We start from the raw sequence: 14,194 nt of genomic DNA on the forward strand, positions 1-14,194 counted from the left end.
GCTGGTCAGGGCAGGTGTGATTCCAGCGGGCAAGACCGCGCACGACCTCCGGTTCATCGGCTGTACACGGATGCCTGCTGCACTTCGGCTCGTCCGGCGGCCGGTCGGCCGATCTCAGCGAGGAGTGCGCACCTGTGAGCCGTATTCAACTGGAAGGCCTCACCCGGCGTTTCGGTTCCGTGACCGCGGTCGACGACATCTGGCTCGATGTCGCCGACGGCGAGTTCCTGGTCCTGCTGGGACCGAGCGGGTGCGGCAAGTCGACCCTGCTGCGGATGATCGCCGGGCTGCTGCCGCCGACCGGCGGTCGCGTCCTGCTCGACGACACCGACATCACCCACACCCCGCCGCGGCAGCGGGACCTGGCCATGGTGTTCCAGAGCTACGCGCTCTACCCGCACCTGTCGGTGGCCCGCAACATCGGGTTCCCGCTGCGCGCCCGGCGGCTGCCCAAGGCCACGGCGCAGGCCAAGATCGCCGACGTGGCCGCGGTGCTCGACCTCACCGAGCTGTTGGACCGCAAGCCCAAGGAGCTCTCCGGCGGCCAGCGCCAGCGGGTGGCGCTGGGCCGCGCGCTGGTGCGCGACCCGGGCGCGTTCCTGATGGACGAACCACTGTCCAACTTGGACGCCAAGCTGCGCTCGAGCACCCGCGCGGAGATCTCCGCGCTGCACCAGCGGCTGGCCGCCACCGTCGTCTACGTGACCCACGACCAGGTCGAGGCGATGACCATGGCGACCCGGATCGTGCTGCTGGACAAGGGGAAGCTCGAACAGGTCGGCACCCCGGAGCAGGTCTACGACGAGCCGGCGTCCACCTTCGTCGCCGGGTTCCTCGGCTCGCCGCCGATGAACCTGGTGCCCGCCAGCCTCGCCCCGGCCGACGGGCGCACTCGCGCGCGGGGCACCGACATCGACCTGCTGCTGCCCTTCGCCACCGAGCTCCCGGCCCGGCCGGTGGTGCTGGGCGTGCGCCCCGAACACCTCGTCCTGACCACGCCCGAGGACGCGGGGATCCGCGGCGTGGTGCGGGCGGTGGAGAACCTGGGCAGCGAGGAGGTCGCGCACTGCCTGGTCGGCGACGACCGGCTGTGCCTGCGCGGCCCGCGCCCGCTCGGCCTGCGCGCGGGCGACCCCGTGCACCTGCGGGCCGCCCCCGAGCACCTGCACCTGTTCGACCCCGACAGCGGCCGCAGGCTGGCGTGGCAGCCGACGCCCGTGGCCACGTCGGCCTGAAATCTGCTTGTCCCCCAAGCGAAGCAAGAGCGAGCAAGGAGCGTTCCCCGTGAGAAGGAAGCTGTCTTTGGCGTGCGCCGGTGCGGCGCTGGCCCTCTCGACCGCGCTGTCGGCGTGCGGCCTCGGCGGCGCCGACCCGGCCACCACCGCCGCGCCGGTGAGCCAGATCCCCGAGCTCAAGGCCGACCAGCAGGTCTCGATCGTCTTCGAGAGCTACAACTTCGGCCAGGCCGGTGCCTGGACCGACACGTTCAACGAGCTGATCACCAAGTTCACCGCCGCGCACCCGAACATCAAGGTGACCCCGCAGAAGCCGCAGGGCAACAGCGCGAACCCGGCCACCGACACCGTCTCCAGCCTGCAGAGCCAGCTGGCCACCGGCAACCCGCCGGACGTGGCCCAGCTCGGCTTCAGCGAGCTGGACTTCACCGTCAACCAGCTCAAGGCCGCCCCGCTGGACGACCTGGTGGGCAAGGACGCGGTGCAGAAGAACTTCGACGGCGCGAAGTACCCCTACGCCAAGACCGCCCGCGGCCTCGGTGACTGGAGCGGCAAGACCTACGGCGTCCCGTTCGTCTTCTCCACGCCGGTGCTCTACTACAACGCCGCGCTGTTCACCGCCGCCAGCCTGGACCCGGCCAAGCCGCCGACCACCTGGGCCGAGGTCGAGCAGGCCGCCTCGGCGATCAAGGCCAAGACCGGCAAGGAGGGCGCCTACGTCGACTGCCTGACCAAGTCGGCGAAGGACTGGTGCTTCCAGTCGATCGTGCGCTCCAACGGCGGCCGGGTGATCTCCGAGGACCGCAAGACGCTGTCCTTCGCCGACGCGCCGGTGGTCGAGGCCGTCACCACGATGCAGGGCATGGTCCGCTCCGGCGCGATGCCCAACCGCACCCAGCAGCAGGGCACCGAGGGCTTCGCCCGCGGCGACCTCGGCATGATCGTGGAGTCCAGCGCCCTGCAGGGCACCTTCGGCAAGGGGCTCAAGGAGAACCTGCGCGCCGCCGCGCTGCCCGCCTTCGCCGGGAAGCCGGTCGTGCCGACCAACTCCGGTGCCTCGCTGTTCGTCTTCGCCAAGGACCAGGCCAAGCAGCGCGCGGGCTGGGAGCTGATCAAGTTCCTGACCAGCGAGGAGGCCTACACGGTGATCTCCACCAAGATCGGCTACCTGCCGCTGCGCACCGAGCTGGTCAACGACCCGGCGGGCCTCAAGCCGTGGGCGGACAAGAACCCGCTGATCAAGCCGAACCTGGAGCAGCTGGCCAGGATGGAGCCGTGGGTGTCCTTCCCCGGCGACAGCTACGTGCAGGTGCGCGACGGCATGATGTCCGCGGTCGAGAACGCCGTCTTCCAGGGCGCGGACCCGAAGACCACGCTCCAGGCCAAGCAGGACGAGGTGGCCAAGCTGATCCCCGGGGGCGGTAAGTGACCGCAGCGGAGTCCGGGCCGGACCTCACCCTGGTGCAGTTCACCGACACCCACATCATGCCCGCGGGCAAGCTGATGCACGGCACCGTCGACACCTCGGCCAACCTGGCCGCGGCGCTGGACATGGTCGTCGCCTCGGGCACCCGGGTGGACGCGTTCCTGCTCACCGGCGACCTCACCGACAACGGCTCGCCGGAGGCCTACCGGCGGTTGGCCGCCGCGCTGCACCCGGTCGCCGAAAGCCTTGGCGCGCAGGTGATCCACGCGATGGGCAACCACGACGAGCGGGCCGCGTTCCGCACCGAGCTGCTCGGTGAGCCCGCCGCGGACACCGAGTACGACGCGGTGTTCGACGTGCGCGGCCTGCGCGTCGTGGTGCTCGACAGCTCCGAGCCGGGCAAGCACGACGGGCACCTGTCCCCGGCCCAGCTCGACTGGCTGGGCAAGGTGCTCACCGAGCCCGCCCCGCGCGGCACGGTCGTGGTGGCCCACCACCCGCCGCTGCCCTCGCCGGTGCCGACCGTGCACCTGCTGCGGTTGCGCCAGGCCGACCAGCTGGCCGAGGTGATCGCGGGCACCGACGTGCGGCTCGTGGTCACCGGGCACGCCCACCACGCGGGCGTCGGCGCGGTCGCCGGGGTCCCGGTGTGGGTCGGCCCGGCGCTGGCCTACGCGACCGTCCCGGTGCCGCCGAGCGGGCGGTTGCAGGGCAACGCGCACGCCGCGTTCAGCCGGATCGACGTCTTCGGCGACCAGGTCGTGGTCACCGCGGTGCCGGTGACCCCGGCGGCGGAGGTCTACGACGTCGACGAGGCGGAGCGGTTGGCCATGGTCCGAGCGGTCGTCGGCCCGTGGTGAGGGAGTTCTCGGGGGCACGGTCGCGCGGGGGCGCGGCCGTGCCCGGCGGCTCGCGCGACTGGCGCGCGGTTGGGGGTGGACCGCGGTGACCGGTGAGCTCGTCGAGGTCACAGTGGACAGACCGGCCGCCGGGACCCCCGCGCCCGCCGCGAAACCGCCGCTGTGGCAACGGTTCCTGCGCGGTGCGCCGCCGTACCTCTACCTGACGCCCGCGATCGTGCTGCTGGTGGTGTGGACCTACCGGCCGCTCGCGCAGACGTTCCAGCTCTCGTTCCACTCGTGGAACCTGCTGCCCACCTCCCCGGTCACCGAGGTCGGCTTCGCCAACTACGAGCGGTTGCTCGACACCCCCGACCTCGGCGCCGCGCTGTGGCGCACGGTGGTGGTGATCCTCGGGATGCTGCCGTTCACCCTGGTGATCCCGGTCCTGGTCGGGCTGCTCTCCCGGCGGGTCCGGGGTCGGGTCGGCGCCGCCTACCGGGCCATGGTCTTCGCCCCGATGCTGGTCGCCCCGGTGGCGGGCGCCGCGGTGTGGCAGTGGCTGCTCGACCCGACCGGCGGCGTGGTGGACAAGGTGATCGGCTCGCCGATCAACTGGCTGCACGAGGCCGGACCGGCGCAGATCGCCATCATCGTGATCACCGGCTGGCACATCGTCGGCTTCGCGGTGCTCGTCGTCTCGGCGGGCCTGACCGGGATCAACCCCGACTACTCGGCCGCCGCCGAGGTCGACGGGGCGTCGCGGGCGCAGGTCACCCGGTGGATCACGCTGCCGCTGCTCTCGCCGACCATGGCGTTCCTGGTGCTGATGACCGTGCTGCTCTCCGCGCAGTGGACCTTCCCGCTGATCGACACGCTCACCCAGGGCGGCCCGGTCGGCGCCACCACCAACATCTACTACCTGCTGTGGGACTACGGGTTCCACAGCTACGACGCCGGGCTGGGCGCCGCGGCCGGGGTGCTGTTCTTCGTCGGGTTCGTGGTGCTGGCCGCCGGGCTGGTGCTGGTGTCCGACCGGCTCAGCACGCACGACGACTGAGGGGATCCATGACCGCCACCATCGAGCCGACCGTCCACGAGGACCAGGTGGTCGACCACCCCGCCGCCGCCGACGAACCCGTCGGGCACCGCGGCCGCGGCGTCGTCGGGCACGTGGTGCTGGCGGTGCTCAGCCTCGCCTGCCTGTTCCCGATCTACTGGCTCTACGCCACTTCGCTGCGCGCCCCCGAGGACGTGTACTCGCTCTCGGTGCTGCCGTGGCCGTTGTCCCTGGACAACTACGCCGACGCGTTCGCCAAGACCGACATGGTCCGGATGCTGGTGAACACCACGGTCGTCGCCGTGCTGACCGCGCTGGGGCAGCTGCTCACCGGGCTGCTGGCCGCCTACGCGTTCGCCGCCTGGCGGTTCCGCTTCCAGAAGCTGCTGTACCTGATGTTCGTCGGCACCTGGCTGGTGCCGTTCCAGGTCACCATGCTGCCGAACTACGTGCTGCTCTCCCAGCTCAGCCTGCTCAACACGCTCGCGGGCGTGATCGTGCCGACGCTGTGCTCGGCGCTGGGCGTGCTGCTGCTGCGCCAACACCTGATGGGCTTCCCCAAGGAGCTGCTCGAGGCGGCGCGGATGGACGGCCGCTCGTCCTGGGGGATCCTGTGGACGGTCGTGGTGCCGACGCTGCGGCCGGTGCTGGCGGCGCTGGGCATCCTGCTGGTGATCACCGCGTGGAACGAGTACTTCTGGCCCGCCATGGTGCTGCAGCGCAGCAACGGGATGGTCCAGTTGGGACTGCGCAGCTTCATGGGCACCGAGGGCAACGACTGGGGGCCGCTGATGGCCGCCGCCGGGTTGACCTGCCTGCCGATCTTCCTGCTGTACCTGGTGCTGCAGCGGCACATCGTCAACGCGTTCGTGCGCTCCGGGCTGAAGTGAGACCAATCCGGCAGTGAGGCTATTCCGGCGCGGGCAGGCAGTCGACGAACGCGCCGACCAGCGGCGCGTGGTCGGAGGCCACCCACACCGCGTAGAGGTCGAGGGTGGGCACCGGGTCGTAGAGGCGCACCGACACCGTCTGCGCGGTGGCGTTGCGGGCGGCCGAGGCGAAGCCGACGACCGGCTTGATGGAGGCCAGGATGGCGGTGGCCCCCGGGTCGTCGACCTCCTCGGCCACCTTCAGCCGGATCCCGCTGCGCTCGGCGGCGGAGAAGATCGCGTCGTACATCGCCGTGGAGGTCGCGCGGTCGAACAGGATGCACGACTCGTTGGCCAGCTCCCCGAACGGCACCCGGTCGCGGTTGGCCCACCGGTGCCGCAGCCCGACCACCGCGACCAGCGGCACCCGCAGCAGGTGCCGGTGGCGCAGCCGGGCGGAGGTGGGCTTGCCGTAGACCATGGCCACGTCGATGCGGCCCTCGTCGAGCGCGGCCAGCTGCGGACCGGTGCGCATCTCGTACATGTCGATGTCGATGAGCGGGAACTTCGCGCTGAGCGCGGCCAGGGTGGGCGGCAGGATCCGCTGTCCCGCCGGGAAGTTGTAGCCCACCCGGATGGTGCCCGCCCGGCCCGCCGCCGCCGCGCGCGCCGCCTGCGCCGCCTTGTCGACCCGGGCCACGACGTCCTTGGCCAGCTCCCGGAACGCCTCGCCCGCGGGGGTCAGCTTCACCTCGTGGGAGTTGCGGCTCACCAGCTCGACCCCGACCGAGCGCTCCAGCCGCTGCAAGTGCTGGCTCAGTGACGGTTGCGCCAAGTGCAACCGCGCTGCCGCCCGCCCGAAGTGCAGTTCCTCGGCGATGGCGAGGAACGAGACCAGGTGACGCAACTCCATACTCGACCTCCCACGCCCGCCGCAAGGCTAACCGCGCGTTCGGAGCACTCGGTTAACGCCCGGCGTCGGTCAAGGGGCGGCTGGCTGTCCCTCGGACGCCGCGCTTTTCCACCCGCCCGAGGTAATCGGCGGCGCACCCCCGCGGCGATATGACGAGTGTCATCGCGTCGAGCACGAGAGGGGAACGCGGATGAGAGCTCTCAGATGGATCACCATCCCGGTAACCGCGGCGGCTGTGGTCGCCTTGGCGCCCGCCGCCCACGCCGGTACCCGGCCCACCGCCGTCGACTTGGGCGTGCTGCCCGGTGACCTGTACAGCACGGCCGTCGCGGTCAACGCGCACGGCGCGTCGGCCGGTTGGTCGGCCCGGCTCAACAGCTTCCCGCGCGGCGTGCGGTGGGACCGCGCGGGCCGGGCGGAGGCCCTGCCCAACCTCGCGGGCAGCGTGGGGAGCTACCCGATCGGCATCACCGACGACGGGTCGGTGTTCGGCGGCGCTGTCCTCGACGGCGGACCGCGCAACCGCGCGGTCCGCTGGGACCCGGCGGGCCGGGTCACCGAGCTGCCGACCCTGGTACCGGGCGCCACCAGCCACGTCGCGGCCGTCACCGCCGACGGCGTGGCGGCGGGCCAGTCCGCCGTCGCGAGCGGCCGCAACCACGCGGTGCGCTGGGACCGCGGCGGCTCGCTCGTCGAGCTGCAGGTCCCGGCGGGCTTCGTGGAGAGCCGCCCGGCGGCGATCAACCGGGACGGCGTCGTCGTCGGCTGGGTGGCCACGATGGTCGACAGCCGGACCACACCGGTCCGCTGGGACCGCCGGGGCCGCGCCCAGCAGCTGCCGCTGCTCCCCGGCGGCACGAGCGCCAGCGCCGAGCTGGTCGCCGACGACGGCACCGTCTACGGCACGGCCTCCGACGCGACCAAGCTGGTGGCCGTGCGCTGGGACCGCGCGGGCGCCATCTCGGTGCTGGGCACCCGGCCGGACACGGCCTACAGCGCGCCCGCCGGGGTCAACGGGCGGGGCCAGGCGGTCGGCCGGTTCCTCACGGCGGACCAGCGGGGACAAGCCGTGCGGTGGGACCGCCAGGGCGCTGCCCACGAACTCGCCGCACCCCCGGGCACGGAGGCGGGCGCGGCGACGGTGATCAACGACCGAGGCACGGTGCTCGGCTACGCACGCGGTGCCGACGGCCGCACGCTCGGCGTGTACTGGGACCGACCCGGCCGCGCCGCCGCACTCCCGTCGCCGTCCGGTTCTACCTCACCCATCCCCGTCAGCCTCAACTCCCGAGGCGACGCGGTGGGGTTCGCGGACGTACTGGTCGACGGCGAACCCCGATCGCACGCCATCCTCTGGCACGGCCTGGGCTGACACCTGACTGACCCTGGACTGGCTCGCGTGCCCCTGCCTGCACCTGATCAGCCCGGCCGCTGAACCGCCCGCTGTGCCGACGAAGCATCGGCGCCACCAGGTGGTGCTTCTGACGCACCTTGTAGTCCTAAATTAGGACTACAAGGTGCGAGGCCCGTACGCCCGCTAGTCCAAGCGGACCGGCAGGGCGGCCAGACGCCAGGTGCCGGGGTCGGGGGCTCGGGTCAGCTCGCCCGCCAGGGTGAGGTTGGGAAAGCGGGTCAGCAGGGTGGTCAGGGCGATCTCGGTCTGCACCCGGGCCAGTGGGGCGCCCAGGCAGAAGTGCGGGCCGTGGGCGAAGCCGAGTTGTCCGCGTGCCTGGGCCGGGCGGGTGATGTCGAACGTCCACGGGTCCTCGAAGGCGAGCGGGTCGCGGTTGGCCCCGGCGATCGAGGCGGTCACCTTGTCCCCCCGGGGGATCGTGACGCCGTCGATCTCGACGTCCTCGCGGGCGATCCTGGGTGTGGTGAGCAGCTGTGGACCGCACCAGCGCATGAGTTCCTCGACCGCGCCCGGGGCGAGGGTGGGGTCGGCACGCAGGGTGGCGAGCTGGTCGGGGTGGGCGAGCAGGGTCTCGACGGCGTTGGCGATCAGGTTGGTCGGGGTCTGGCCCGCGAGCACCAGGTGCCAGACCAGGGTGACCAGCTCGGTGTCGTCGAGGCGGTCGTCCTCCTCGGCGCGGATCAGGTGTGACAGCAGGTCCGCGCCCGGGTTCGCCCGGCTGCGCTCGACGGCCGCGCGGGCGCTGTCGATGATCTCCGGGATGGCGGCGAGGAACGCCGGTCCGTAGCCGCTCGCCACCGCTGCGCCGGAGGTGCGCCAGGTGGGGCGTTCCTCGTCGGGGATGCCGACCAGTTCGCAGATGACCTCCATCGGCAGCGGACGGGCGAACGCGGCCAGCAGGTCGAGTTCGCCGGTCAGCCCGCAGAGCAGTCCGTCGACGATCGCCTGGAGCCGGGGGGCGAACTCGGCGGCGCGGCGCGGGGTGAACGCGGGCGCGACGAGTCGGCGCTGGCGGGTGTGCTCCGGACCGTCCATTTCGGACATGGTGTGCAGGTAGCGCCTGCAATGCTCCGGTATCCCCGGCGGCCGCAGGAAGCTGTCCGCGCCCAGCCCGAACCGGGGGTCGGTGAGCATCGCCCTGGACTCCTCGTGCCGGGTGATCGCCCACAGCGGCCCCAGCCCCGGCGCCAGCAGCCGGGCCAGCGGCGCCTGGTCGCCGGCCCGGTCGTAGGCGGTGAACGGGTCGTTCAGCACGGTGGGGTCGGTCAGGTCGATCTCGGGGACGGTGCGCACCAAGCCTCCAGATGGTCACATCAGATGTTCTTATCATCCGAGTGTTGACGGTATCGTGACGACCGGGGCAGGGCAAGGAGGGGTGGATGCCACGGCTGAGCCGCATCGAGGCGCAGGAGCGTAACCGGGCGCGGGTGCTCGCCGCCGCGCGGGCGGAGTTCGCCGAGCGCGGGTACCGCGAGGCCAAGGTCGACGCCATCGCCGAGCGCGCGGAGCTGACCCGGGGCGCGGTCTACTCGAACTTCCCCGGCAAGCGCGCGCTCTACTTCGCCGTGCTGGCCGACCTCGCCGAGCGCGCGCCCGGCAGGCCGCACGCCGCGCCCGGGCGGACGAGCGCCGAGGCGGTGGGCGCGCTGGCGCGGGCCTGGGTCGCGGGGCTGCCCGACGAGCTCGGCGCGCACCTGCTCGCGGAGGTCGCCGCCGACGTGTCCGTCCGGCGCGCGTTCGCCCAACTCCTCCAGCTCGACGCGCTGCTGCTCGGTCTGGCCCTGGAACGTCTCGACCCGCCGGCGTCACCGCCCGGCGCCCCGCCCGCCCGCCGGGTGCGGCTCGCCGAGACGATCCTGACCACCCTGCACGGCGCGACCGCCCTTTCCGCTGCCGCACCGGCCTTCGGGGAGCCGTTCGACATCGTCTCCGCCTGCGAGCGCCTCGCGGGCCTGCCCATGAACGACTGGTGGTCACCGCCGCGCGAAGCCGCGCCGGTGCGTGCCGTGGGTGAGCCGTGGCGGGCGCCCGAGGTGGTGGACCTGGTTACCGGTGCGGCTTTCCAGCCCGGGGACGGGGTGGTCGTGGTCCTCGGCCTCGACCGCCTGGACGCGGTCGAGGAGGCCGTCCGGCTGACCGACCAGGTGACGCTGGTGCTGGTGACCAGCCAGCCCGATGAGCTGCTCCCGTTGTCCCGCTTGGTGATCACCCAGCTCGCCGGGTGCCTGCGCCAGGCGTTCCCCCGCCAGACCTGGCCGCGGTTGCGGGTGGTGGGCGAACCGTCGCTCGCCGCGGCGGCCGGGGTCTCGGCCGCCGGCGACGGCACCGAGGTCGCCGTGCGCGTCGTGAACGGCCGGGTCGTCGCCCGGGCCGAGGGTTTCCACGCCTGTCACACGATCGCGGCGAACAGCTCCCGCTCGACCAACGCCGCACTGTCCACAAGGAACTAGACTCTCACGAGAACTGGCCTGCCCTGGGGAAACCAGCCACCGGGGTGTGCGGACACCGCGTGGCGGTGTCCGCACACCTGGTCAGCCCAGCTTGACCGGCAGCGACAGGATCCCCCGGTGGATCAGGCTCGGCTGGTACTCCACCGAGTCCGCCGCCAGTGTCAACGCGGGCGCCCGGTCGAGGAGCGTCCGGAAGGCCGCCTCGGCCTCGATCCGGGCCAGCGGCGCGCCGACGCAGTAGTGCAGCCCCAGGCTGAACCCGAGGTGCCGCCGAGCCGGGTGCTTGCCCTCGTACCGGGTGATGTCCAGCGCGTCCGCGTCCTCGTACACCAGCGGGTCCCGGCTGGCCGACGCCGTCAGCACCACGACGCCGTCGCCCCGCTTGAACTCCCGGTCGCCGACCACGGTGTCCGACAGCGCGACCCGGATGGTGAACTGGGTGGGCGCGTCGTAGCGGAGCATCTCGTCGATGGCCGAGGCCATCAGCTCCGGGCGCGCCCGCAGCAGCTCTAGCTGCGCCGGGTCGCGCAGCAGGGCCAGCATGCCGTTGCCGATCAGGTTGATCGAGGTCTCCATGCCCGCCACCAGCAGCAGCACGCACAGCCCGAGCACCTCGCGCTCGGCGAGCTGGTCACCGGCCTGCTCCACCGCGATCAGCTCGCTGAGCAGGTCGTTGGTCGGGTTCGCCTTCTTCTCCGCGATCAGCGCGGCGAAGTAGGCCAGGCACTCCTGGGCGGCCGCTCCCCGCGCTTCGATGTCCGAAGTGGACAGCAGGTGGTCCGGGTCGCTCCCGCGCGCGATGGCCAGCTGCCAGCGGCGGAACAAGTGCGCGTCCGACACTGGCGCGCCCAGCAGCCGACCCGGGATCATGGCCACGGCCAGCGGGACCGCGAGTCCATTGAGGACGTCGATGGACCCGTTGGCCAGGCCCTCGGTGACCAGGGTGTCCACCACGCCCTGGGCCAGCGGCACCATGTCGGCCACGGTGCGCGGGGTGAACGCCTTGTTGACCAGTCCGCGCAGGCGCCCGTGCTCCGGCGGGTCCATCCGGACGAACGAGCCGGGGATGGCCGCCACGGTGTCGCGGAACGGGCTGATACCGGCGGAGTACCCGTGCCCCCAGTCGTTCCCGGTGAGCACCTGGGCGCACTCGTCGTAGCGGGTGACCAGGGTGACCGGGACGTCGTCGAGCAGGTGCGGCACCAGGGCGCCCTGGGCGCGCAGGCGGTCGTAGCTGGGGTAGGGGTTGGCGTTGTCCTCGACCCAAAAGGCGTTCATCGGCTCTGCTCCTGCGGGACGACGCGGACGTGCAGTTCGGACATGCCCCGGACCACGAGGTTCGGGCGGTACGGCGGCGGGTCCTGGGGCAGCTCGAAGGCGGAGACCCGGGTGGCGATCGCGCGCAGGGCCGTCTCCATCTCCAGCCGCGCCAGCGGTGCGCCGATGCAGTAGTGCAGGCCCAGGCCGAACGACAGGTGCCGGTTCGCCCGCTTGCCCGCCGCGTACCGGGTCAGGTCGAGCCGGTCGGCGTCCACAAAGGCCTCCGGGTCGCGGTTGGCCGAGCCGAACAGCACGATGACGCTCTCGCCGGGGGCGAAGGTGCGCCCGGAGACCGTGATCTCCTTGCGCGCGGTCCGGGTCGTGAGGTGGACCGGCGCGTCGTAGCGCAGCACCTCGTCGGCGGCGGGCGCCGCCAGGTCCGGGTCGGCCTTGAGCGCGGCGAACTGGTCGGGGTTGCGGATCAGGGCCAGCACGCCGTTGCCGATCAGGTTGACCGTGGTCTCGTGCCCGGCGACCACCAGGATCAGCAGCGTGCCCAGCAGCTCGGTGGGGCTCATCCGGGCCCCCTCGGCCTCGGCCTGCACGAGCCGGGTGATCAGGTCGTCCGCCGGCTGCTTGCGCCGCTGGGCAAGCAGTTCGGTGAAGAACTCGGTGAACTGGTGCACCGCCTTGGTGCGCGCCGCCAGCTCCTCGGGCGAGAGCAGCAGGTCCGGGTCGAGGCCGCGGGCGATCCCCGACGACATCTGCCGGACGTGCTCGTGCGCCTCGGCGGGCACGCCGAGCAGCTCGCACACCATGGTCAGCGGCAGCGGGTAGGCCAGTGCCTCCAACAGGTCCACGGTGCCGTCGCTGCCCTGGGCGAGCATCTTGTCCATGAGGTCGGCCACGACCTGCTCGGTGCGCCCACGCAGGTTCTCCACCGTGCGCACGGTGAACGCCTTGCTCACCAGGCCCCGCAGCCTGGTGTGGTCCGGCGGCTCCATCCACAGGAACGACCCGGGCAGCTCGACCTCGCTGTCCGGGTGCAGCAGCTCGGACTCCTCGGCGTGGCTCCAGTCCGGGTTCTGCATGATCAGGTCCGCCTCGCGGTAGCGCGGGACCAGCTGGGTGTCCATCGGCCCGGGCACGAACGGACCGGCGGCGCGCAGCACGTCGTAGCTGCGGTAGGGGTCGTGCCGCCAGTTCGGCGCCACGCTCTCGATGACGGCGAGCTGAACGGGGGTAATACCCTCGGGGAGGTCATGGCTCACAACTAGTCTCCGATTTCCGGCGGTGCGCACCGAAATGCTCGCCAGCGGTATCCAGTACGGTCAAGCAGGCATTCGGTACGGCTATCGCGTTATTGCCTGAGCCGATTCACGCGGCGCGGAACCAATTCCCGGTGAACTTCCCCGGAGCACCCGGAGAACCATTCCCGGCGCGGTCAGCGCGCGCACCGGGTCGACCAGGTTGGCCACCCGCATGAACGCCCGGGAGACCACCGGGTCGGCGTGCGCGGCCCGGTGCGCGCGGGTGATGTAGGCGTTGGTCAGCCGCACCCGCGCGGTGCGGCGGCCGCGCACGCCGGGGTGGTTGAGGTCGGAGTTGGTCGACATCCGCCACGCGGTGTCGACCACCGGGTCGGCCGCGGCGTAGAAGCGGGCGGGCAGGTCGGCGGTCGCGGGCAGGCACGAGCGCAGCGCGAGCGCCTGCTGGGCGGCCACGGTCATGCCCTGGGCGTAGAGCGGGTTGAAGCTGCACAGCGCGTCGCCGAGCACCAAGAACCCGGCGGGCGCGGCGACCCGGGCGTAGTGCCTGCGCAGCGAGCCGCGGAAGCGGTGCGGCACGGCGTCGTCGAGCGGCTCGGCGTCGGCGATGATCCGGTGGATGTCGGGCACCGGCAGCGTCGCAGCCCACGCGGTGAACGCCTCGTGCCCAGTCGGCGGGTGGTCGCCGAGCATCCCGCCGAGGGTGACGTGCCAGCGGTCGCCCTCCAGCCGGATCGCGCCGCCGCCGCGCTGTCCCGGCATGGTCGACACGACCACGCCGAAGTCGCCATCGAGGTGCTCTGGCCTGTGGCGATACGTCCGGGAGGCGTAGCCGAGGTCGACCTCGACGTGCTCCTCGGGCGGCGCCTGGGCGCCGAGGGCGGCCAGCCACTCCGGTGCCCGCGACGCCCGGCCGGTGGCGTCGACGACCAGGTCCGCCGCGAGCGTGGAACCGTCCGCCAGTTCGACCCCGGTGACCGTCCCGCCGACCGAGGTGAGCCCGGTCACCGCGGTCCGCGCCCGCAGCACGACCCCGGGCAGCGCCGCGGTGCGGGCCCGCACCAGGGACTCCAGCAGCGGCCTGCTCGCCAGCAGCGTGGTCAGCCCGGTCGAGGTCGGGTGCGCCCGCAGCCCGCCCAGGTACCAGCGCGAGTGCGCCAGCACCTCGGTGACCGGGGCACCCAGCGCGGCGGCCTCGGCGGTCAGCCCGGGGTGCAGCTCCTCCAGGATCGCCCGGCCGCGCTCCATCAGCCCGTGCAGGTGCCTGCCCTGCGGCGCGCCCCGCCGCTGCCCGGCGCCCGCGGGCTCGTCGCGCTCCAGGACGGTCACCCGGTCGAACCGCTCGGCCAGCACCCGGGCGGCGAGCAGGCCCGCGATGCTGGCGCCGACGACGGCGGCGTGCGTGGGCATGGGGTGCCTTTCGGCCGTGGCTGGTGGGGTCGGCGCGATCGTGCGGGCTG

The 14,194-nt window shown here is 72.6% G+C and carries 12 protein-coding genes; 7 read left to right on the plus strand and 5 right to left on the minus strand.

Translation table 11 applies throughout. From position 1 onward, the window contains the following. The first annotated feature begins 134 nt into the window (after positions 1–134). From QSK30_RS00655 to QSK30_RS00675, 5 genes are all read left to right on the plus strand, one after another. Positions 135–1,235, plus strand: a complete 1,101-nt coding sequence (locus tag QSK30_RS00655; RefSeq protein WP_285498741.1) for an ABC transporter ATP-binding protein — start codon at positions 135–137, stop codon at positions 1,233–1,235. A 49-nt stretch (positions 1,236–1,284) separates the two neighbouring features. Further along, entirely contained in the window at positions 1,285–2,664 is a 1,380-nt protein-coding gene (locus QSK30_RS00660; RefSeq protein ID WP_285498742.1) for an ABC transporter substrate-binding protein, read from the plus strand. Then, positions 2,661–3,521 carry a metallophosphoesterase gene (locus QSK30_RS00665; protein WP_285498743.1) on the plus strand — a complete coding sequence of 287 codons (861 nt, stop codon included), beginning with the start codon at positions 2,661–2,663 and terminating at the stop codon, positions 3,519–3,521. Before QSK30_RS00660 ends, QSK30_RS00665 begins: the two co-directional genes overlap by 4 nt. Positions 3,522–3,606: 85 nt before the next feature. Continuing rightward, positions 3,607–4,560, plus strand: a complete 954-nt coding sequence (locus QSK30_RS00670; protein WP_285498744.1) for a carbohydrate ABC transporter permease — start codon at positions 3,607–3,609, stop codon at positions 4,558–4,560. A gap of 8 nt (positions 4,561–4,568) precedes the next feature. Beyond that, the gene (locus tag QSK30_RS00675) at positions 4,569–5,450 is read left to right on the plus strand and encodes a carbohydrate ABC transporter permease (protein ID WP_285498745.1); all 882 of its coding nucleotides are present in this window, start codon (positions 4,569–4,571) and stop codon (positions 5,448–5,450) included. 19 nt (positions 5,451–5,469) lie between these two features. Here the strand turns inward: QSK30_RS00675 and QSK30_RS00680 are convergent, their stop codons facing one another. After that, entirely contained in the window at positions 5,470–6,342 is an 873-nt protein-coding gene (locus QSK30_RS00680; RefSeq protein WP_285498746.1) for a LysR family transcriptional regulator, read from the minus strand. A 190-nt stretch (positions 6,343–6,532) separates the two neighbouring features. Here QSK30_RS00680 and QSK30_RS00685 point away from each other — a divergent pair, with 190 nt between their 5' ends. After that, a complete protein-coding gene (locus QSK30_RS00685) occupies positions 6,533–7,714 on the plus strand; it encodes a hypothetical protein (protein WP_285498747.1) in 1,182 nt (393 codons plus the stop codon). Positions 7,715–7,879: 165 nt separating this feature from the next. Here the strand turns inward: QSK30_RS00685 and QSK30_RS00690 are convergent, their stop codons facing one another. Next, positions 7,880–9,049, minus strand: a complete 1,170-nt coding sequence (locus tag QSK30_RS00690) for a cytochrome P450 family protein (protein ID WP_285498748.1) — start codon at positions 9,047–9,049, stop codon at positions 7,880–7,882. An 86-nt stretch (positions 9,050–9,135) separates the two neighbouring features. Here QSK30_RS00690 and QSK30_RS00695 point away from each other — a divergent pair, with 86 nt between their 5' ends. Next, complete coding sequence (locus tag QSK30_RS00695) at positions 9,136–10,206, plus strand: TetR/AcrR family transcriptional regulator (RefSeq protein ID WP_285498749.1); 1,071 nt, start codon at positions 9,136–9,138, stop codon at positions 10,204–10,206. 81 nt (positions 10,207–10,287) lie between these two features. Here QSK30_RS00695 and QSK30_RS00700 read toward each other — a convergent pair whose 3' ends face one another. From QSK30_RS00700 to QSK30_RS00710, 3 genes are all read right to left on the minus strand, one after another. After that, positions 10,288–11,484: a cytochrome P450 gene (locus QSK30_RS00700; protein ID WP_285498750.1), complete on the minus strand. Its 1,197-nt coding sequence runs from the start codon at positions 11,482–11,484 to the stop codon at positions 10,288–10,290. Further along, a complete protein-coding gene (locus QSK30_RS00705) occupies positions 11,481–12,737 on the minus strand; it encodes a cytochrome P450 (RefSeq protein WP_285498751.1) in 1,257 nt (418 codons plus the stop codon). Before QSK30_RS00705 ends, QSK30_RS00700 begins: the two co-directional genes overlap by 4 nt. 81 nt (positions 12,738–12,818) lie before the next feature. Further along, a complete protein-coding gene (locus QSK30_RS00710) occupies positions 12,819–14,144 on the minus strand; it encodes an FAD-dependent oxidoreductase (RefSeq protein WP_285498752.1) in 1,326 nt (441 codons plus the stop codon). Positions 14,145–14,194 lie beyond the last annotated feature (50 nt).

Source organism: Actinokineospora sp. NBRC 105648, from assembly GCF_030269645.1.
Lineage (GTDB): Bacteria > Actinomycetota > Actinomycetes > Mycobacteriales > Pseudonocardiaceae > Actinokineospora.